The sequence below is a fragment of the Pseudomonas sp. NFIX28 genome (assembly GCF_900107395.1).
Lineage (GTDB): Bacteria > Pseudomonadota > Gammaproteobacteria > Pseudomonadales > Pseudomonadaceae > Aquipseudomonas.
Genome location: NZ_FNPW01000005.1, coordinates 28,250 through 47,242, shown reverse-complemented (window position 1 = coordinate 47,242; position 18,993 = coordinate 28,250). Strand labels below are relative to the sequence as shown.

General features: G+C 62.9%; 18 protein-coding genes and 1 pseudogene. 7 read left to right on the top strand and 12 right to left on the bottom strand.

The genetic code is table 11. The features are described from left to right. The first annotated feature begins 71 nt into the window (after positions 1 to 71). Positions 72 to 542, top strand: coding sequence for a prepilin peptidase (locus tag BLV20_RS11370; RefSeq protein WP_092301183.1), 471 nt, complete (start codon positions 72 to 74; stop codon positions 540 to 542). Between the two features lie 126 nt (positions 543 to 668). After that, positions 669 to 1,454: a response regulator transcription factor gene (locus BLV20_RS11365; protein ID WP_092302051.1), complete on the top strand. Its 786-nt coding sequence runs from the start codon at positions 669 to 671 to the stop codon at positions 1,452 to 1,454. 51 nt (positions 1,455 to 1,505) lie between these two features. On the opposite strand, the gene BLV20_RS11360 is transcribed toward BLV20_RS11365, so the two are convergent. The 6 genes from BLV20_RS11360 to cpaB are packed head-to-tail and all read right to left on the bottom strand — an operon-like array spanning position 1,506 to position 6,882. Next, a complete protein-coding gene (locus tag BLV20_RS11360) occupies positions 1,506 to 2,393 on the bottom strand; it encodes a type II secretion system F family protein (protein ID WP_092301180.1) in 888 nt (295 codons plus the stop codon). Between the two features lies 1 nt (position 2,394). Continuing rightward, positions 2,395 to 3,279 (bottom strand): type II secretion system F family protein, encoded by an 885-nt coding sequence (locus tag BLV20_RS11355; protein WP_092301177.1) that lies wholly within the window; start codon positions 3,277 to 3,279, stop codon positions 2,395 to 2,397. Positions 3,280 to 3,297: 18 nt separating this feature from the next. Continuing rightward, positions 3,298 to 4,572, bottom strand: a complete 1,275-nt coding sequence (locus BLV20_RS11350) for a TadA family conjugal transfer-associated ATPase (RefSeq protein WP_092301175.1) — start codon at positions 4,570 to 4,572, stop codon at positions 3,298 to 3,300. Beyond that, entirely contained in the window at positions 4,569 to 5,759 is a 1,191-nt protein-coding gene (locus BLV20_RS11345; protein ID WP_092301172.1) for a CpaE/TadZ family protein, read from the bottom strand. The genes BLV20_RS11350 and BLV20_RS11345 overlap by 4 nt, the downstream gene beginning before the upstream one ends. After that, on the bottom strand, positions 5,756 to 5,923 hold the full coding sequence (locus tag BLV20_RS31360) for a hypothetical protein (RefSeq protein WP_175540184.1): 168 nt from the start codon (positions 5,921 to 5,923) through the stop codon (positions 5,756 to 5,758). The genes BLV20_RS11345 and BLV20_RS31360 overlap by 4 nt, the downstream gene beginning before the upstream one ends. Positions 5,924 to 5,943: 20 nt before the next feature. Further along, positions 5,944 to 6,882 (bottom strand): Flp pilus assembly protein CpaB, encoded by a 939-nt coding sequence (cpaB, locus tag BLV20_RS11340; protein ID WP_092301169.1) that lies wholly within the window; start codon positions 6,880 to 6,882, stop codon positions 5,944 to 5,946. A 331-nt stretch (positions 6,883 to 7,213) separates the two neighbouring features. Between cpaB and BLV20_RS11330 the strand changes: the two genes are divergently transcribed. Beyond that, positions 7,214 to 7,423: a Flp family type IVb pilin gene (locus BLV20_RS11330; protein ID WP_371914311.1), complete on the top strand. Its 210-nt coding sequence runs from the start codon at positions 7,214 to 7,216 to the stop codon at positions 7,421 to 7,423. Between the two features lie 67 nt (positions 7,424 to 7,490). Next, positions 7,491 to 7,904: a response regulator gene (locus tag BLV20_RS11325; RefSeq protein WP_092301159.1), complete on the top strand. Its 414-nt coding sequence runs from the start codon at positions 7,491 to 7,493 to the stop codon at positions 7,902 to 7,904. Positions 7,905 to 8,308: 404 nt separating this feature from the next. On the opposite strand, the gene BLV20_RS11320 is transcribed toward BLV20_RS11325, so the two are convergent. The 4 genes and pseudogenes from BLV20_RS11320 to BLV20_RS11305 all read right to left on the bottom strand — a co-directional run bounded on the left by BLV20_RS11320 (position 8,309) and on the right by BLV20_RS11305 (position 13,223). Then, positions 8,309 to 9,031, bottom strand: coding sequence for a DUF4225 domain-containing protein (locus BLV20_RS11320; protein WP_256577749.1), 723 nt, complete (start codon positions 9,029 to 9,031; stop codon positions 8,309 to 8,311). Further along, positions 9,028 to 9,513 (bottom strand): annotated as a pseudogene (locus BLV20_RS11315) (Hcp family type VI secretion system effector). Before BLV20_RS11315 ends, BLV20_RS11320 begins: the two are co-directional and overlap by 4 nt. A 248-nt stretch (positions 9,514 to 9,761) precedes the next feature. Continuing rightward, complete coding sequence (locus tag BLV20_RS11310) at positions 9,762 to 11,432, bottom strand: ShlB/FhaC/HecB family hemolysin secretion/activation protein (RefSeq protein WP_092301153.1); 1,671 nt, start codon at positions 11,430 to 11,432, stop codon at positions 9,762 to 9,764. Positions 11,433 to 11,630: 198 nt separating this feature from the next. Then, positions 11,631 to 13,223, bottom strand: coding sequence for a collagen-like triple helix repeat-containing protein (locus BLV20_RS11305; RefSeq protein WP_092301150.1), 1,593 nt, complete (start codon positions 13,221 to 13,223; stop codon positions 11,631 to 11,633). 360 nt (positions 13,224 to 13,583) lie between these two features. Here BLV20_RS11305 and BLV20_RS11300 point away from each other — a divergent pair, with 360 nt between their 5' ends. After that, a complete protein-coding gene (locus BLV20_RS11300) occupies positions 13,584 to 14,033 on the top strand; it encodes a DMT family transporter (protein ID WP_092301147.1) in 450 nt (149 codons plus the stop codon). Positions 14,034 to 14,040: 7 nt separating this feature from the next. Here BLV20_RS11300 and BLV20_RS11295 read toward each other — a convergent pair whose 3' ends face one another. Further along, the gene (locus tag BLV20_RS11295; protein WP_092301144.1) at positions 14,041 to 14,895 is read right to left on the bottom strand and encodes a MaoC family dehydratase; all 855 of its coding nucleotides are present in this window, start codon (positions 14,893 to 14,895) and stop codon (positions 14,041 to 14,043) included. A 2-nt stretch (positions 14,896 to 14,897) separates the two neighbouring features. Next, positions 14,898 to 16,250 carry a 3-oxoacyl-ACP reductase gene (locus BLV20_RS11290; RefSeq protein ID WP_092301141.1) on the bottom strand — a complete coding sequence of 451 codons (1,353 nt, stop codon included), beginning with the start codon at positions 16,248 to 16,250 and terminating at the stop codon, positions 14,898 to 14,900. A gap of 174 nt (positions 16,251 to 16,424) precedes the next feature. Between BLV20_RS11290 and BLV20_RS11285 the strand changes: the two genes are divergently transcribed. Continuing rightward, positions 16,425 to 17,702, top strand: coding sequence for an acetyl-CoA C-acetyltransferase (locus tag BLV20_RS11285; protein ID WP_092301138.1), 1,278 nt, complete (start codon positions 16,425 to 16,427; stop codon positions 17,700 to 17,702). A gap of 278 nt (positions 17,703 to 17,980) precedes the next feature. After that, positions 17,981 to 18,877, top strand: a complete 897-nt coding sequence (locus BLV20_RS11280) for a PA4780 family RIO1-like protein kinase (RefSeq protein ID WP_092301136.1) — start codon at positions 17,981 to 17,983, stop codon at positions 18,875 to 18,877. The last annotated feature ends 116 nt before the right edge of the window (positions 18,878 to 18,993 follow it).

The window sequence follows — 18,993 nt, the reverse complement described above, 5'->3', positions numbered from 1 at the left end:
CGTCTACCCTGACTGCTTAGTAGGTCATGTCAGCATAGAATCATTCAGCCAGAAGGGACGATTTTTAACCGATGCAGCATTGGATTCTATTGGGCTGGCTGGGGCTGTGCGCGGTGCAGGATATCCGCCAGCGACATCTGGCCAACGGCCTGACCCTGGGGGTTGCGCTGCTGGCGCTGGGTTACCTGCTCTGGGCTGGCCACACCTGGCTGGGCGCCGCGGCCGCGCAAGGCGGTTGGGCGCTGTTGCTGGCGCTGCTGCTGACCTTGCCGGGTTACGCGCTGGGCCGAATGGGCGGTGGCGACGTGAAGCTTTTGGCGGCGCTGGGGCTGGCGTCCGATCCTTTGCACCTGCTGGGTACATTCATTGGCGCCGCGTTCGCCAGCGGCTTGTGGTGGCTGCTCGCTCCCAGGCTGTTGCCCGCTGTCGACCAGCCGCTGGCCAGGTCCTTGCGCCACCTCGACCCGCGCCAGGGGCAGAAATATGCCTTTGCCCCTTTTGTGCTGATTGGCATGGCCCTGACGTTGTCATGGGGCCGCTAGTCGTTGTGCCACCTATCTCTATGTACATAGTCGGAAAGTAGTCTACGTTTATTCTGTACCTGCCCGAAGTGGACGCGGCAGGGCAAGGAACATTCTGTCTTGGGCTTGCCAGGCATGGAGTCGCGCGTGAACAAGCTTATTCCCCGCATCAAAGTACTCGTGGTCGACGACCAGCCGTTGATAGTCGAAGAACTTTGCGAGTTTCTTGAAGGCAGCGGTTATCGCTGCGTACCTTGTGAATCCGGCCGTCAGGCGATCCAGCAGTTCATTGAAGATGCCGAAATCGGCCTGGTGCTGTGCGACCTGCACATGCCCGACCTCGATGGCATCCAGCTGGTGCAGGAACTGCAGCGCATCGCCGGCAAGCATCGGGTCTTCGAAGCCATCATGCTCACCGGCCAGGCCGACAAGCAGGATGTGATCAAGGCCTTGCGCGCCGGCATCGCCGATTACTACCAGAAGCCGATCGACCTCGATGAACTGCTGGCCGGCCTGCAACGCCAGGAGGCGACCTTGCAGGAGCGGCAGAAGAACCTGCAGCTGGGGCACCTGAACCAGAAGCTGCAGTTTCTTTCCGAGTCCATCGACGATCTCTACCAGGACCTGGACAAAGTGCGGCGCGCGCCGCTTTCGCCCGCGACCGCGCAGGAGTCGGCCAAGGGCGAGGGCGAGCCGATCGAGATGCCCGCGATCTTCAATCAGCTGTCACCCCGGCAACTGGATGTGGCCCGCCTGGTGGGCAAGGGGCAGACCAACTACCAGATCGCCTGTGAGCTGGGAATCACGGAAAACACTGTGAAACTCTACGTGTCCCAGGTGCTGCGCCTGACCCATATGCACAACCGCACCCAGCTGGCGTTGGCATTGGCGCCCAGCAATTCGGGGTTGCGCCAGCGGGTGACCGCGCACTGATCCCGCCGCTCGATGCTGCCCGGGGTCTTGCTGCCCCGGGCAGTGTTCCTTCTATTTGCCGAACGCCCTGGCGATGGCGCTGACGCCCGGCCCCGCCAGGACGATCAATAGCGCGGGAAACAGGAACAGCATCATCACCACCGACATTTTGGCCGACATCTTCGAGATGTATTCCTGCAGGCGCGTCAGGCGCCGGTCATCGAGCAGCAGCTTCAGCGACTGCAACGACTTCATCCCGCCGCCGCCTTGCTGGATCAATTGCTGGAGGATCACGCAGGTATCGGTGAACTCATCCACGGCCAGCAGCCGCGCCGCCTTGTTCAGTTCTTCTCCCAGCTCCAGGCCCGAGTCCACCCGGGCCAGCACCAGGCGCAGTTCCTGGGTCAGGACGGGGAGCAACGGTTGCGCCTCCTTGCTCAGCACCCGCAGCGCCTGCTCCACCGCCATGCCGGATTCAAACAGGATGCGCACCAGCGGAATAAAGGTGGAGATCTCCAGCGCCAGTCGTTTCTGGCGCCTGTCGGCGGCCATGGCCAACAGGCGCTTGGGCAACAGGTAACCGCCGCACAGGGCGAACACCGGGGCGGCCCAGTGGTTTTTCGCCTCCGGGAAAAACACCCCCTGGACCACCAGCGTCAGCCCCAGGGCGAGCACCGGCACGCCGATCTGGCAGGCGGCGTACAGCGAGCGATGCCGCGCGCTGCGCCAGCCCAGGCGGTTGAGCAGCAACTGGGTTTCGTTGTCGAGCCTGACCGCATGCTGGCCGATCTTGCTGTCGCCGAGTATTTGCAGCCAGTTGCCGAATTTGTCCTGCGGCGCCAGGCGGCCCAGCAGGCGCTCGGTCACCTGGCGCGTCCGTCGATGCTGTTCCAGCAGGGTGCTCAGCACCAGCAGCATGGCGGCGAACAACAACAGCGCACTGATCAGCAAGGCCACCATGTCAAATACTCCGCAGCATGCGCCAGAGCGCCGCGCAACCGATGGCCTGCAACCCGAAGGCGGCCAGCAGCATCAGCCGGCCGCCGCTCTGGTTCCACATGCTCATCAGGTAGGTCGGGTTGGTCATCAGGAAATAGCCGGCCAGCGACACCGGCAAGGCCCCGAGGACCATCGCGGTAATGCGGGTTTCGCCGGTCATGGCGCGCAGTTGCCGGGCCGCCTGGTCGCGCTCGCGGATCAGCTTGATGAGGTTTTCCAGCAACTCGCTGGCGTTGCCGCCATAACGATGATTGACCTTGAGCCCCAGGGCGAACAGGCGCAGTTCATCGCGCTCGTACAATTCGGCGAAATCCGCCGCCGCGTCCGCCAGGTTGACCCCCAGCTGCACGTTGCGCTGCACGCGGCCCATGGCGTGTTTCAACGGATTATCCGCGACCTCGATGCCGCCCAGCACCGCGTCGGTCAGGGTGCGGCCCGACTTGAGGCTGCGCACGGCATGCTCGAGCAATTGCGGCAGCTGTTCGATCATGCGCTTGAGGCGCTTCTGGTAGCGCCAGCTGATATACAGGCGCAGCAGCAAGGGCGGCGTGACCAGCAGGATCGACAGCCCCAGCCACTCGCCCAGCCCATAACCGAGCAGGCAACCCAGCGCCCAGAGCGCCAGCCACAGCCCCAGGCGTTCGGTGGGGCGGCCGAGGCCGGCGCGCAGAAAGGCCCTTTCGAGCCTGTTCCAGGAGGTTTTTTTCACGCTCAGTTGCGGCTGCCCCTGGGCCAGGCGCTCGAGCACCCGGGCGGTGTTGGCCTGGCGCAGGCCGCTGTAGAACAGCCAGCCCGACAGCCCCAGCAGGGTCACGCAGACAAGGGCAAGCAACACCGGAGCGATCATGCCGTGGCCCTCTCTGGCTCAGTTGACGGGCAGGCCGGTGTCGCGCCGCAGCTTGTCGCCAGCGGGGTTGACCGCCTCGCGCAAAAAGCCGAAACCGCTATACCGGTTCAGACGGAACAGGGTGTTGGTGACGTAGACGTCTTCGCGCACTCCCACCACTTCCACCACTTCGCTGACGCAGCGCCGGCCATCGGGCAGGCGCGTCAGTTGAATCACCACGTCCAGGGCCGCGCAGATCATTTGCCGCAAGGTGCGCTCGGCGATCTGGCGCCCGGTCAGGCCCACCAGGGTTTCCAGGCGCAGCAGCGCATCCTGGGCATTGTTGGCGTGCACGGTGCTCATCGAGCCGTCGTGGCCGGTGTTCATCGCCGTCAACACATCGAGCACTTCGACGCCGCGGATCTCGCCGAGGATGATCCGGTCCGGGCGCATGCGCAGGGCGTTGCGGATCAGGTCGCTGGCCTTGACCTCGCCATGGCCCTCGGCATTCGGCGGGCGGGTTTCCAGGCGCACCACATGGGGATGGCCCAGCTGCAGTTCGGCCACGTCCTCGATGGTCACCAGGCGTTCGTGAGGGTTGATCAACTGGCTGAGAATGTTCAGCAGGGTGGTCTTGCCGGTGCCGGTGCCGCCGCTGATGAGGATGTTGCAACGCTTGCCCACGGCCTCCTGGACGAACTCGAAGATGGCCTGGTCGATGGTCTGCATGGCCATCAGGTCGCTGCTCTTGAGCATGTCCTTGCGGAATTTGCGGATCGACAGGCACGGGCCGTCCAGGGCGATCGGCGGGATGATCGCGTTGACCCGGCTGCCGTCGGGCAGGCGCGCATCGACCATCGGCGACGACTCGTCGAGGCGCCGCCCCAGTGGCGCGAGGATGCGCTGCATGACCCGCTCTACATGGTGCGCGTCGATAAAACGCAAATCGCTCTGGTGCAATACGCCGTCGCGCTCGACGAACACCCGGTGCGGGCCGTTGACCAGGATCTCGGTCACCGTCGAGTCGCGCAGCAAGACTTCCAGCGGCCCGAAGCCGGTGAGTTCGTCCACCAGCTCTTCGGCCAGGCGTTCCATTTCATAGCGGGAAATCGCCAGGTGCAGGCGCGAGATGTACTCGGCCACCTTGTCGGTGATAAAGCGCGCCAGCGCCTGGCGCGAACCTTCCAAAAGGTTTTTCCCCGACTCTTCGATGGCATCGATGACGTAGCGATGCAGCACCAGTTTCAGGCCATCGTGATCGGTGTTGCCGACCGGGCCGTGGGACTTGGCGCCGAACAGTTTTTCTCCGCTCATCGGCTTCCCCTGAGGCGCTCGAACCAGCCGGGTTTTGTCGAGGGCAGCCCTTCGGAACGCCTGGCCAGGCGCTCGCCGAGGGCCTTGATGGCTTGGGTCAGGCTTTCGCGGGGGGCCAGTTCGAACAGCGTGACGCCCTGGTTTTTTGCGTTCAGCCGCACCTCGGGGCTATAGGCCAGGACGGCGATCACTTCCAGGGCGAATGTCTTGCCCAGGGTTTCCGCATCCGGGGCGACCCCGCGCAGGTAGCGGTCGACCAGCAGGCGCGCGTGTTCGAGCTTCATGCCTTTTTCGCGCCAGAGATTGAGTACCGCGAGGTTGCGGCGGCAATCGAGCACGCTCTGGTCGGTGTACCAGAGCAGCTTGTCGCAATGGCCGACGAAGGTGCGCAGGGCCTCGCTGTCCGGTTGCCCGGCGAGGTTCACCACGATGTGCTGGAAATGCTGGCGCAGGGCGCTGAGCAGCATGTACAGCTCGGCGGCGCTGGTGCGCTCCAGCGGCTCGTCGTGGCTGGCATAGGCCAGGATCCGCAGGCCGGCCTCGGTGCTGGTAAAGGCGCTGTCGATCAAGGTCGCGTCCAGGCGCCGCAGGTGACGCAAGGCGTCGCCGAAGTGGAACGAACTGTCCAGCCCCAGCAGGGCCAGGCTGTCGCCGCGCGGCAGGCCAAGGTCGAGCAGCAAGGTCTGCTGGCCACTTTTCTGCACCACCAGCGCCAGGTGGCTGGCGAGCAGTGCGCCATCTGCGTCGCTCTGGGTGCCGTAGAGCACGGTCAGGCCGCCGAGCTGGGTGTTCGGCGTGACCGGCGGCAGGCGTTTGCTCAGGCGCCGCACCAGGCCGGCGACCTCGCTTGAGCGCGAGCCGTAGGCCACGAAATCCCGGGCCCCGGCGCGCATGGCGTTGAGCACCAATTGGTTGTCCATGCCGTCGCCCAGGGCGACGATGGCGAGCATCGGCTTGGCCTCCAGCGCGCCTTCGATCAGCGCCGCCTGGGCGACCACATGCTCGCGGTCGAGCCCGACGAAGACCAGGCTGGCGAACGTCACATCCACCAGCGCCAGCAGTTCGTCGAGGCTGCCGTTGCCGGCGCTGACCACTTGCCCGAGCGGTGCCAGGGCGCCTTGCAGCCATTCCAGGTCGGTGCCGTTGCGGGTGATCGCGAGAAAGGTCTGGCTCAGGTTCTGGTTCATTGCGAGGGCCCGCCGCGTTTGCCGAAGTTGCCGTTGTCCGGGACATCCAGGCGGTGTTTGTCCAGGTCGTCATGAGGTGGCGGTACGCGGGGCTCGACCGACTCCGCGCGCGACATCGGGGCCCAGGCCAGGCCCTCGGACAGGTGCTTGAAACCATTGCGCATGAAAAGCCGTCCTTGTTCGATCAAGGTGTTTTCTGGGTTACTTCGGTGCCGCGCACAACTTCCACCAGGGCGCGCCGCGGTGTGTCGTCGACGGTCCTGGCCGTGGCCGCGGAGGGGCTGGACAGGGCCAATTGATTGAACTGGATCAGCGACCTGCCGACATTTTGCAGTTGCTTGGACGAACCGCTTTTACCCGCCCAGTAATGCGCCAGGCGTTGCTCGTCGGCGCTGCGCACCGCCAGGCGCAACACGCCGGCCTGGGCCGCCAGCATCAAGCGGCTCAGCAAGGGTTCCGGGACGGCCAGCAGTACGCTGCGCGCGCTGATGCGGCGCTGGTCCTGCTTGAGCTTTTCCTCGGCGCTCATCGGCGGCGAGCCCGGCTCGCCATCGTTGGTCAGGCCCAATTGCTCGCCAACGCCAAGCACCCGCAGTGCCGGCACCACGACCTGGGCCGAGGGGAGGTGGTTGTTGCTGTCCTGGCGCAGGAACAGCAGCACATCGACGTAGTCGCCGGGGCTCAGTTGCCCGCTGGCGCCGATGACTTCGTCCACGGCCACCGCCAGGGCGCGTTCATCGGGGCGAATCATGCGGGCCACGCTGCCGCCGGCAGTGAAGCTTTCCTCGTTCAACCAGGTGCCCGCCGACAGCGCGCGCCACGGTGCGCGCCCGACGACCTGGGCAAGGCTACTTATGCTGCCGGCGGGAGCGGTGTGCAGCCGCTCGAGGATGACATCGTCACCCGTGATGGGGGAGAACGGCGGTACGTCGCGTACCAGCACCACCACGGGTTGGCGGGCCGCGTCTTCGGCGGAGGTGGCGACGGTTTGCACAATGGCGGGGGAAGGCTGCGCTACGGGTTCGGCCGCGGGCCGGCGGCTCAAGGCCAGGCCCCAATAACCGGCAATCAGAGCGCCAACCAGAAACACTCCAGCCAACCCCATAGTGATACGACTGTTCATGACGGCTCTCCCTTTCCTGCTGCATTACCGACTCGCAGATCCACTGAGTCAATTTCGCAATCAGGCAGCTATGAACAAGCAACTATTTCGCTATTTGAAGGTAGAACAGCTGCAACAAAACGCCATTACCGTTGGAAAAATAACTTGGGTGCTCCGTATGGCTGTCCGAAATAGCGTTTTCTTGACGTCAAAGCCTGGAATTAATACTTAGTGATTAATTCGTTCTTACAGTTGTTGGCGGGTAGTTTGTTGACAATGCTCTGATGGCACAGGGAAATCATGTTGCACTGCTGCAACACTCGGTGCATTGAGGAGAAATTAGATGTTCTTCATGCTCGCCACCCAGTGGATTACCCTCCAGGCCTCCCGACTCCTGCGTTTGCTCAAGAATAACGAGGGCGCGTCAGGGATCGAGTACGCACTTATCGCCGGTATGGTGGCCGTGGCCATCGCGGCATTCGTACCTGATATATCGACCGCTATCACCGGTACCTTCGAGACTCTGCAATCGGCGTTGGAAGGAACCGAAGAAGAATCGTAATACGGGCCCTCAAGGCTTTATCGAAGCGTCGATATCCTCTGTACGCGATCACTTTCAGGTATTGCCCATGAGCGCCTCTTCTTCTCCACGCCAACAGCTGCTTCTCGTGGACGATGAAGAGGACGCTCTGCTCGAACTGGCCGAATTGCTGGAAGGTGAAGGCTTCTGTTGCTTCACCGCGACCTCGGTCAAGCTCGCCCTGGCCCATCTCACCCAACACCCCGACATCGCGCTGGTCATCACCGACCTGCGCATGCCGGAGGAGAGCGGCCTGTCGCTGATCCGGCGGCTGCGCGACCACACTTCCCGGCAACACCTGCCGGTAATCGTCACCTCGGGGCACGCCGACATGGACGACGTCAGCGACCTGCTGCGCCTGCAAGTCCTGGACCTGTTCCGCAAACCCATCTACCACGTGCGCTTGCTGGAAACCTTGAATACCTTGTTCCCGCAGCCGCCTACCCAGCTGGTCAATCGCTGAATTTCCCTTTCTTCCAGGGCCACTGTGTAATCCAGAAGATGACCTGTAGGCGGATAACTAGGGTGCCTCTTTGAAGTACCTCTTGGTCGGGTATTGATTCGGCGTGAGTTCACTTTCGTGAAGACCAACGTTTTCGTTCCCAATTAGCTGGAAGGGTAAACGCATAGACAAATATCATAACAAGGGATAGCCAGCCCATTACGGAGTTATCTATGCGCCCTATAAATGGTAGCGTGCTGTCTTGCACAAAAAAAACGTGAATAGAGCCGAGCAGTACGTTATAGATAGCAACTCCCCAGAACTTGAATGGGGAAAAATTTCGACCTGAAAACGCGAAGTATGCCCAGTAGGAAGGCCAGTACAGAAGCACCGTTATCAGCGCGAAGATGGGATAGAAAATAAAGTTACTCATTAGAAGGATGGCACGCGCTATACATGGTTTTTGCAGTCGCACTGTCCATCAATCTATCGAAGACAAAGCCTCCTCGCGTAGCTTGTTGATACCCTCTAACATAGTCCGTATTCACGTACCTAAACAAACGCCAAGCATCGGGTTTTAATACCATTCTACCTATGCCGTAGGCTGACGAACTCAAGTCAATTACTCCATAGGCCACATCGGCTTCACAATTACCTTTTCCCAGCATTCCAGAAATAGCACGGTAGCCTGTTCTTACTGGTCCAACGGTATCGGTACGGTTCTCGAAAAGGTTGCGCCCGTTTTCATAGATATTATTAGCTCCGTTGAGCATCATGGGCGCTCCGGCAAAAAGGCAAAGCGTGCCCACGGAGGCGTAGCAAATCCCTGCGCCTGCAGCAAACTGAAGCGCTCCCGAGATAGCGCTTGCTCCTCGTAAGGCCACGTCTCTTGCCTGACTGAGTAGACTGCTTTGCTCATCCTTTAGCTCTTTTAATCCTTGCTCAGCGCTTTTATTACCCTGAGAAACATCATTGACTATACTTTTTGCGTAGTAAGCAACTTCGCGGTTGAATTGCAAACGTAGAGTGCCGTCTTTGATGTGTCTGGCACCTAATGTACTGGCTTGGTTTCCTAGTTTTCTAGCGGCGTCACTGACCAGCCAGTAATCACAACTGCTGGGCGTGCAATTGTCATCTATTGACCTCATTCGTTGTTTCCCCAAGTACTGTGTCCACTGGTCCCGGCAGAGTGGTGGGTCCAAGTGATTTCCCTATAACGAATGGCGACATGCTCTTGCGGTTCAGCATCGTTTTGCAATAGGGCGTGGGGCACTTAAAGTGTCAGGTCGGCAATAACTCCACCACTGATCGAAACGGAGTAGAATTTTTCCTGCATGCCAAAAGACGATACTCGGTAAAAGCTGATAGTGCAGTTTACTTCCTCTCTGCTTGAGAGGGCTTGAGCGATGAGTGGGGAGGACTTGTCGATGTTTTTGGTTACTATTATTGGACTGTGTGTTGGTTTATTAATGTTCCCGATATTAACTATGTTGTGACTGTAAGACAGCACTATGATTTCGTCGGTATGTCCTGCCTGACACTTATTACCAATAGAGTCTTGGGTTGAACAACCTGCAGAAATGAGTCCTTGCGTCTTGCCGGTGATGGTCATGTAACCGTGGTTAGCCATGCGTGACACTCCTTTTAGTCAGCCGAACAATCCTATTGCAGGGCGGAGCAGGTGTGTTGTAAGGCATTTCTGAAATCTATACGAAATATTCGAACTTGAATCCGACAGAGGCTCTGTGAAGAATCTGGCCTGGTAAGTCTATGGGCAGGTCGAGAAACCAGAGCGTCCGGGTTTATTCTGATTGTTGCTCGGACAAAACGACCCGCCTGCGAGCGGGTCGTTTTGTTGTGCCTGTTTTGTGGGGAGGCTTACAACTGGTAGCTGAAGCTCAGGGTGTAGCGCGGGCGCCGGTTGTAAGTGTCCAGGGCTTCATCGGACATCGGCTTGGCCGCCTCGAGGGAGATGTTGTAGTACTTGGCGTCGCCGAAGCGCAGGCCGACGGCGGCCGATGACAGGTCGTTGTCCTTGACCGGCAGTTCGTTGAACCAGGTCCGCGAGCGGTCCAGCACCACGTATGGCTGGAGGATTCGCAACCAGCGGCTTTCGCGATTGAAGCTGTAGTTCACCTCGTAGGCCACCCCCCAACCCTTGTCGCCGGACGCCTGGTCGTCGGGGTAGCCGCGGCCGAAGTTCTGCCCGCCGAACACCGCGCGCTCGCTATCGGGCAGGTTGTCGCGGCTCCAGTACAGGGCGGCCGAGAGCACCCCTTGCCAGTTGTCGAAGAACTTGTCGCTCTGCACGCCGGACAAGCGCAGGCGGAAGAAGTCCAGGTCGTAGAGGTTGTCGTTGGTTTTCGCGCCCATGGCGTCCAGACCCTGGTAGACCCCGGCACTGAGGATCCGCAACTGCCGCGCATTGGCCTTGCGCCAGTCGCCCTCGAAGGCCAGGGCGCGGACATTGGTTTTCAGCTCGATGCTCTGTGGATAACCCACCACCTGATAGCGCGTCTTGTCGTTCACCGCATACAGGCGCGAACCCAGGATCAGCAGCTCGTTGGGCGCGGCGATGACCGGGTGGCTCAAGCCAATGGAGTAGCGGTCGTTTTCCCGGTGGGGCTTGAGCTCGATGCCGTTGTCGAGCTGCACATTGCTTCCCGGGTCGGAGCGGTAGCGCGTGCCGTAGAGGCTCAGTTGGGTGCCTTCGTCATTGACGAACTGGTTGTAGTCCAGGCGGTAGTAATGCTCGTGATCGTCCCCCGGCGGGAACAGGCCGCTGACCGTTACCTGCTCGCCCATGGAAGTCTGCGAGTTGCTGCTTGCCGCCAGCAGGGCTTGCAGGCCATTGCGATTGTCTTCGGTGGCGCTGAGGCTGCTGGTGAAGGGTTTGCGGCTGGCCTGAGCAATCAGGTAGGCCGCGCCGTCGGTGGTTCCCGGCGGCGGTACCTGGGCTTGCAGGGTGACGCCGGGAATGCGGCTCATCAAGGTGGTGTAGTGCTCGAAGGTCTTGCGGGTCAGCGGCCGTTCGGCCTTGAGCTTTGCCACCAGCTTTTCGAGATAGGCCGAGACCGGGCCGATATCGCCCTGCAGTTGGTAGCCCTTGATGTAGCCCTCCACCAGGACCACGCGCACGATGCCGTGCTCGAAGCTCTGTTGCGGCAGGAACGCATAGGACAACAGGTAGCCGTCCTGCTGGTAGCGGCGGGTGATTTCCCGGGTTGCCTCGATCAGTTGCCCGAGGGTGGTTTCATGGCCGATCAGCGGCTTGTAGATCTCCGCCAGTTCGTTCAGTGGGTAGAGGGTGCCGCCTTCGATCTGCACGGTGCTGACGTTGACGGTGGTGCCCATCATCAGGGGCTGGGCCTGCGCCGCGGTGGGCTCCGCCAGCTTGGGCGCCGGGGTCGTGGGGCGATAGGCGTCGGCCGGCAGGTTGGGGACCGGCAGGTTGCGGATGGTTTCGTTGCTATTGAGGAAGCTGGGAAGATTTTCGGCGTGGGCGTATGAGCAAAGCGAGACTAACAGCAGGGGAGCCAAAGCGCGCATAGGACACTCCATGGTCAAGTCGCAGCAACGCGAGAGGTACTTCAGTCGACGGCGCTTGTCAGGGTCTTGGCCTTGATCAAGGACTGCAACCGTTATGCTCCAGGCAAGAAAAAGACGAGAGACTCAATCGAATCCCTCGTCTCCAACCAAGCGTAGGCGCTGTAGGTAGGGCCGTCGAATCGGCCAGGTGCAAAACGCTTATGGAGTGCCGCTCAAGGTTCCGGTCAGCCCGCCGAGCACACCGGTGAGGCCGCCGGTGGTGCCGCTGGTGGTGCCTCCGTCGACCAGGGTGCCGACCGAAGTCACCGTAGCCCCCAGGGTGTTCACGGTCTGGCCCACGGCAGTCACTATCGGGCTCGGGGCGCTGGCCGTGATGGTGGTGCCCGCGCTGCTGACGGCACCGCCGACCTGGGTGATCAGCCCGGCGATGGGGGTGCCGGTGCCAGTCGTGGTGCCTACTTGTTGGGTGATGCCGGTGACGGTCGTGGTGATAGGGTTCAACACTGCGCCGACCGTGGCGCCGACATCGGCCAGCGGCGCCGTGGTGCCGACATTGGCCACACCCGTGCCGCCCAGGGCGCCACCCACCGAGGCGACGACGTTGCCGACCGAAGCGGTGCTGACCCCCGTGGCGCTGATCAGGGTGCTGGTGCTGCCGGTGTCCAAGCCGGTACCCAGGTTGACCACTGCACCGCCGACGGTTTCCAGCAGGCCGGTGCCGCCAATGGTGCCCCCTCCGGTGCTCGGCGCGGTCGTCAGGCTGCCGGTATTGTCAATGGTGGTGGCGACATTGTTCAGGGTGCCGCCCAGGGTATTGGTCAGCGTGTTGCCACTGCCTGCGGCGGTGACGCTGTCGCCCAGGCCGTCGACGGTCGTTGCCACCTTGTCGATCAGGCCGCCGACCGGAGTGCTCAGGCCTGTGGAGCTGAGCACCTGGCCGGTCAAGCCTTCTGCCAGGGTGACCACCGGTACCAGCAGGTTGTTGCCCACCTTGTCCGTCACTGTGCCCAGGGTGCCGCTGCTGGTCACGGTGGTGAGGGTGTCGCCAAGCATGGTGACCTTGTCGCCGACGCCATCGAGTACCGGGGCCACTTTGGTGACCACGCCACCCACCAGGGGAATGCTGCTGGTGCCGACGACCAGTTTGCCGCTGATGTCCGAGACGCCATCGCCGACGTCCGACACCACGTTGCCGACTATGGCCGTGGTCTTGCTCAAGGCTTGTGGATCGCTGCCCAACTGGCCGAGGCCGCCGGTCAGGCCATCGCCTACGGTATCGACCACATTGCCGGTGGTGTTCACCGCGCTTTGCAGTACGCCGCCGACCACCGGAAGTGGAGCCAGCGCGGTGCTGAGGCCGCTGACGCCATCGCCGACGCCGCTGATGGTGGTGCCGAGGTCGGACACCAGGGTCGAGGTCACCAGCGGGGTGGTGGTCGGTGTCGTCGGGTCGGTCGGATTGGTTGGGTTGGTGGGATCGGTGCCGCCACCACCGGTACCGCCGCCCGTGCCTCCGGTACCGCCAGTGCCACCGGTTCCCGCGGTGCCGCCATTGGTCCCGCCGGTGCCATCAGTGCCGCCGGTCCCGCCTGTGCCTGCGGTGCCGTCACCGGTTCCGCCCGAGCCGTCGCCGGACCCGCCTGTGCCGCTATCGGTGCCGGCCGCGCTGTCCGGCGAGGAGCTGGCGGAGCTGCTCTTGTGGCCGCCACCGCCGCTGCTGCAACCGGTCAGGCCGAGGGCCAGGATCAGCGCCAATGCTGTGCTTGTTTTCAACCAGACTTGAGTTTTCATGGGAAAGATTCCTTGCACCTGTACAACGTTTTGTTGTTTCCGATAACTCCCCAGTTCTACTGCTGGAGATGTTCTCGACCGTTGTCGCTATAAGAGGCCCAGGCGCTTTTTTCGACCATTCTCAACTTGGTATTAACAACTTGTATATCGGCTGTTTTTGCCCCTGCGCAGGAACTGGGTTAAAGCCCGGAATGGCGTCATATGTAATGTAAAAACAATGGGTTATGTTTTTTGTTGGTGGGCTGCAAAGAGATTTAAATCGAAAGTTATATATACACAATTAATGGTTCTTCAAGCGCGTCACGGATTTGGCGTCAACGTGGCTTATAATCCACAACCTTTTATTGCTGGAGAACTTTTATGCCTGCCCCTGTCTGGTGGCTGCTTTGCCTGCCGGTTATTGCCGGCGCTTTTTTACCCTTGCAAGCGGGAATCAACGGCCAATTGGCCAAGCAGGTTTCCAGCGTGCTGGCCGCGGCGCTGATTTCGTTTTTTGTCGGGACGCTGGCCTTGCTGATCCTGGCCACCATGCAGCGCGAAGTGCCGGGCCTGAATGCCCTGAAAAGCCTGACCTGGTGGCATTGGTGCGGCGGCCTGCTGGGGGCGTTTTTCATCGCCACCGCGGCCTTCGCCGGGCCGCGCATCGGCGCCATGCTGTTCATGGCATTGGTGCTGGCCGGGCAGTTGGGCATGGCCCTGGCGCTGGACCATTTCGGCTGGGCGGGGTTTCGCGAGGCGCCGATCAGCCTCGGCAAGATCGCCGGGCTGGTGCTGATCCTGGCGGGGGTATTCCTGATTCGTCGCGGTTGAGGCCAGCTCAGCCCAGCGGCTGCCAATGCCCGCTCATATGCTCCAGGTCGCCGGCGCCCATCAGGCGCAGGTCGCCGTGCGAGCCCGCGGCGCTTGCCAGCAGGCACACCTCGCTGGGCAGGCGCACCGGCTTGCGGAAGTCCACGGCGATCTCAATATTGGACGCCGGCAAATGTTCGCTCAATGCCGCCAGGGTCCGCGCCTTGTTCCACATGCCGTGGGCGATGGCCTGGGGGAAGCCGAACATCCGGGCGCTGATAGCGCTCAGGTGGATCGGGTTGTAGTCGCCGGAGACCCGGGCGTAGCGTCGGCCGATATCGGCGGGGGCTTGCCAGCGTGTCAGCTCGCCGAGGCTGACCTGGGGCGCAATGTCTTCGGGCGGTGCTTCGCCCGGCAATTTCACGCCTCGACAGAGCATCTGGCTGTGCGCTTCCCACAGTGGCCCCAGGGCGTCGTCGACCTGGGTCAAGAGGTCGAAAACCGCGCCTTTGGCGTGGGGCTGCAAGTTGTCCACCCGCACCCCGATACTCAAGTCGCGGACCCCGCCCATGGGCCGCAGCACGCGAATGCGGTTAGCCAGGTGGATCAGCCCCAGCAGCGGGAAGGGAAAATCCCGGGCGGTGAGCAATTGCATCTGCAAGGCGAACGCCAGCACATGCGGATAGGTCGGCGGCAGCAGGCCGTTGTCGCTAAAGCCGCAGACCTGGCGATAGGCCGCAAGCCTTGCCGGTTGCACGCTCACCTGATGGCGCAGGCCATCTTCTGGCAGCTCGGTGCCGGTGATCCTGCGGCGGGTTGCTGCCTTCCAGTACAGCTCGGGCAGGTTCGGCGGAGTATCCAGCTGATGCCATTGCCGGCTCATATTCACGCTCCCAGTACGCTTTGCCCACAGACACGCAGCGCCTGCCCGGTGACCGCGCCGCTACCCGGCTGGCCGAGCCAGGCCACGGCTTCGGCGACGTCCTGCGGCAACCCGCCTTGCCCCAGCGAACTCATGCGCCTCCCGGCCTCGCGCAGGGCGAACGGAATGTGCGCGGTCATCTGGGTTTCGATAAAACCCGGGGCCACGGCGTTGATGGTGATGCCGCGCTCCTGCAACAGCGGCGCCCAGGACTGGGCCAGGCCGATCAGCCCGGCCTTGCTCGCGGCATAGTTGGTCTGCCCGCGATTGCCGGCGATACCGCTGATGGACGCCAGCAGGATCACCCGGCCGTTGTCGTGCAGGGCGCCGCTGTCGAGCAGCGCCTTGGTCAGCACCTGCGGGGCTTCGAGGTTGACCGCCAGCACCGCGTCCCAGAATTCCGGGGTCATATTGGCCAGGGTCTTGTCGCGGGTGATGCCGGCGTTGTGCACCACGATATCGATGCCGTCCGGCAACTGTTCGACCAGCCGGGTCGGGGCGTCTTCAGCGCAGATATCCAGGCTGATCGCGTGGCCGCCCAGGCGCGCGGCCAGGGCTTCGAGATCGGTCTTGGCGGCGGGCACGTCCAGCAGCACCACCTGGGCGCCATCGCGGGCCAGGGTCTCGGCGATCGCCGCGCCGATGCCACGCGCCGCACCGGTGACCAGGGCCCGCGCGCCGGCCAGCGGCCGGGTCCAGTCCTGGACCTGGGTCGCGCAGGGGGTCAGGCGGATCGCCTGGCCGGAGATGTAGGCGCTTTTCGGCGAGAGGAAGAAGCGCAGCGCGCCTTCCAGCTGGCTTTCGGCACCCTCGCCGACATAAAGCAATTGCAGGGTGGCGCCGCCGCGCAGCTCCTTGGCCAGCGAACGGCTGAAACCCTCCAGGGCGCGCTGGGCGCTGGCGGCGAACGGATCGCTGAGGGTTTCCGGGGCACGGCCGAGAATCACCAGGTGCGCGCTGGGCTCGAGGTTTTTCATCAGCGGCTGGAAGAATTCGCGCAATTGCTTGAGCTGGCCGGTCTGCAGGATGTCGCTGGCGTCGAACACCACGGCCTTGATCCGCGGGCCGTGGCCGGGAATCCAGGCCGTGGCGAGGGTCGGATCGGTGCCGTAGCTGTAGATGCTTTCGGTCAGCCGAGGGGCGATCGCGCCAATTTGCTCGGTCAGCGCCCCGCCGCCGATCAGCAGCGCCCCCTCGACCGGGCGCATGCGGCCGGCCTGCCAGCGTTCCAGACGTCCCGGCGACGGCAAGCCAAGAGCCCCGACCAGGCGATGGCCGACGGACGAGTTGGCGAAGTCTACGTAGCGATCTGACATGGAACATGCTCCAAGAACTGAGGTTCAAAGTGTGGACCACGAAGGGCCTTTGGTCGTTCGATCCACGAAATCCGCGCGGGGTTCTGCCAATCAACGGCCCGCTCGCCGTTCGGCGACTTTGCGTACAGAACCTACGCTTGTCGGTTGTGCCACTCACAGAATAGGGAGCTTTCCATGACTCAGCTGCGTCGTGTTGCGATTATCGGCGGCAACCGCATCCCCTTTGCCCGTTCCAACGGGCCTTACGCCACCGCGAGCAACCAGGCCATGCTTACCGCGGCCCTGGAAGGCCTGATCGAGCGCTACCGCCTGCACGGCCTGCGCATGGGCGAAGTGGCCGCTGGCGCGGTGCTCAAGCATTCGCGGGATTTCAACCTGACCCGCGAATGCGTGCTCGGCTCGCGGCTGTCGCCGACCACCCCGGCCTACGATATCCAGCAAGCCTGCGGCACGGGCCTGGAAGCGGCGTTGCTGGTGGCCAACAAGATCGCCCTGGGGCAGATCGAATGCGGCATCGCCGGCGGCGTCGATACCACGTCGGACGCGCCGATCGGGGTCGGCGAGGGGCTGCGCCAGATCCTGCTGCAGGCCAATCGCGGCAAAAGCCTGGGCGACAAGCTCAAGAGCTTCCTGCAGCTGCGCCCCCAGCATCTCAAGCCGGAACTGCCGCGTAACGGCGAGCCGCGCACCGGCTTGTCCATGGGCCAGCACTGCGAGCGGATGGCGCAAACCTGGAACATTCCCCGCACCGAACAGGACCAGCTGGCGCTGGAGAGCCATCAGAAAATGGCCGCCGCCTATGCCCAGGGCTGGCACGACGATTTGATGACCCCTTTCCTCGGCCTGACCCGCGACAACAACCTGCGCCCGGACCTGACCCTGGAAAAGCTCAAGTCACTGAAGCCGGTGTTCGAGCGCGGCGACAAAGGCACCCTGACCGCGGGCAACTCCACGCCGTTGACCGATGGCGCGTCGCTGGTGCTGCTGGGCAGCGAGGCGTGGGCGAAGGAGCGCGGTTTGCCGGTCCTCGCCTATCTGCGCGACGGCGAAGCGGCGGCGGTGGATTTCGTCAACGGCGCGGAAGGGCTGCTGATGGCGCCGGTCTACGCCGTGCCGCGCCTGCTGGCCCGTAACGGCCTGACGCTGCAGGACTTCGATTACTACGAAATCCACGAGGCCTTCGCCGCGCAGGTGCTGTGCACGCTCAGGGCCTGGGAGGATGCGGACTACTGCAAGAGCCGCCTGGGGCTGGACGCGCCCTTGGGCTCCATCGACCGCAGCCGGCTGAATGTCAAAGGCAGCTCGCTGGCCGCCGGGCATCCGTTCGCCGCCACCGGCGGGCGCATTGTCGCCAACCTGGCGAAGCTGCTGGCGGCGGCGGGGCAGGGGCGCGGCCTGATTTCGATCTGCGCCGCCGGAGGGCAGGGCGTGACGGCGATTATCGAGCGCTGAGGGCCGAGCGTTGCCGCGCCAATGCCGCCATTGCCGGCCACCAGCGCGAGGCCGGTGTCAGCTTTTGTCACACACGGCTTGGCCCTGGGCGACCAACAGCCGCCGAACACTCGGCTATGATCTGGGGCGGTCGGGCTTGTCGGGATGGCGGGCTGACCTGGCACATTGAGTGCATTGGGCACTGTCGCAGGTCGGTAACCTCTCCCCGTGGTGCGAGGATTGCCGTATAACGAGTGACATTCGCGTGTTTGGTAATAAAGGACCCCTGATAAAAGCTGATGAAGACTCCAAAACGCATTGAACCCCTGATCGAGGACGGTCTGGTCGACGAGGTGCTGCGCCCACTCATGAGTGGTAAAGAAGCAGCTGTTTATGTGGTGCGCTGCGGCAACGAATTACGTTGCGCCAAGGTTTACAAGGAGGCGAACAAACGAAGTTTTCGTCAGGCGGCCGAGTATCAGGAAGGCCGCAAGGTACGCAACAGCCGTCAGGCTCGCGCGATGGCCAAGGGGTCCAAGTTCGGGCGCAAGGAGACCGAGGACGCCTGGCAGAACGCCGAAGTGGCGGCCCTGTTCCGCCTGGCCAACGCCGGCGTGCGGGTGCCCAAGCCGTTCGACTTCCTCGAAGGCGTGCTGCTGATGGAACTGGTGGCGGACGAATATGGCGATGCCGCGCCGCGCCTGAACGACGTGGTGCTGGAGCCGGACCAGGCCCGCGAATATCACGCGTTCCTGATTTCCCAGATCGTGCTGATGCTGTGTACCGGCCTGGTGCACGGTGACCTGTCCGAGTTCAACGTGCTGCTGACCCCCGACGGCCCGGTGATCATCGACCTGCCCCAGGCGGTGGATGCGGCGGGCAACAACCATGCCTTCAGCATGCTGGAGCGGGATGTCGGCAACATGGCCTCCTACTTCGGGCGTTTTGCCCCGGAGCTCAAGCGCACCCGCTACGCCAAGGAAATGTGGGCGCTGTACGAAGCCGGCACCCTGCACCCGGGCAGCGTCCTGACCGGCGAGTTCGACGACCCGGAGGAACTGGCGGACGTCGGCGGCGTGCTGCGGGAAATCGAGGCCGCGCGCCTGGACGAGGAGCGACGCCAGGCCATGCGCATGGCCGACGACGCACCAGCGGCGAAGTCCGAGGAACCACCGCCTCCGCCCTGGATGCAGTGATTCACGGGCACAAAAAATCCGGCAATCGCCGGATTTTTTGTGCCCGTGAATCACGTAGCCGCTGCCGCTAGGCTGCGATCGACTGCGACAGGCGCTGCTCTTGAAATCGCCGGAAG

Excerpts from the sequence above, each read along its gene's own strand:
- BLV20_RS11370 (WP_092301183.1), top strand. The coding sequence starts at position 72 with ATGCAGCATTGGATTCTATTGGGCTGGCTGGGGCTGTGCGCGGTGCAG.
- BLV20_RS11360 (WP_092301180.1), bottom strand. The coding sequence starts at position 2,393 with ATGGTGGCCTTGCTGATCAGTGCGCTGTTGTTGTTCGCCGCCATGCTG.
- BLV20_RS11355 (WP_092301177.1), bottom strand. The coding sequence starts at position 3,279 with ATGATCGCTCCGGTGTTGCTTGCCCTTGTCTGCGTGACCCTGCTGGGG.
- BLV20_RS11350 (WP_092301175.1), bottom strand. The coding sequence starts at position 4,572 with ATGAGCGGAGAAAAACTGTTCGGCGCCAAGTCCCACGGCCCGGTCGGC.
- BLV20_RS11345 (WP_092301172.1), bottom strand. The coding sequence starts at position 5,759 with ATGAACCAGAACCTGAGCCAGACCTTTCTCGCGATCACCCGCAACGGC.
- BLV20_RS31360 (WP_175540184.1), bottom strand. The coding sequence starts at position 5,923 with ATGCGCAATGGTTTCAAGCACCTGTCCGAGGGCCTGGCCTGGGCCCCG.
- cpaB (WP_092301169.1), bottom strand. The coding sequence starts at position 6,882 with ATGAACAGTCGTATCACTATGGGGTTGGCTGGAGTGTTTCTGGTTGGC.
- BLV20_RS11330 (WP_371914311.1), top strand. The coding sequence starts at position 7,214 with ATGCTCGCCACCCAGTGGATTACCCTCCAGGCCTCCCGACTCCTGCGT.
- BLV20_RS11325 (WP_092301159.1), top strand. The coding sequence starts at position 7,491 with ATGAGCGCCTCTTCTTCTCCACGCCAACAGCTGCTTCTCGTGGACGAT.
- BLV20_RS11320 (WP_256577749.1), bottom strand. The coding sequence starts at position 9,031 with ATGAGGTCAATAGATGACAATTGCACGCCCAGCAGTTGTGATTACTGG.
- BLV20_RS11310 (WP_092301153.1), bottom strand. The coding sequence starts at position 11,432 with ATGCGCGCTTTGGCTCCCCTGCTGTTAGTCTCGCTTTGCTCATACGCC.
- BLV20_RS11305 (WP_092301150.1), bottom strand. The coding sequence starts at position 13,223 with ATGAAAACTCAAGTCTGGTTGAAAACAAGCACAGCATTGGCGCTGATC.
- BLV20_RS11300 (WP_092301147.1), top strand. The coding sequence starts at position 13,584 with ATGCCTGCCCCTGTCTGGTGGCTGCTTTGCCTGCCGGTTATTGCCGGC.
- BLV20_RS11295 (WP_092301144.1), bottom strand. The coding sequence starts at position 14,895 with ATGAGCCGGCAATGGCATCAGCTGGATACTCCGCCGAACCTGCCCGAG.
- BLV20_RS11290 (WP_092301141.1), bottom strand. The coding sequence starts at position 16,250 with ATGTCAGATCGCTACGTAGACTTCGCCAACTCGTCCGTCGGCCATCGC.
- BLV20_RS11285 (WP_092301138.1), top strand. The coding sequence starts at position 16,425 with ATGACTCAGCTGCGTCGTGTTGCGATTATCGGCGGCAACCGCATCCCC.
- BLV20_RS11280 (WP_092301136.1), top strand. The coding sequence starts at position 17,981 with ATGAAGACTCCAAAACGCATTGAACCCCTGATCGAGGACGGTCTGGTC.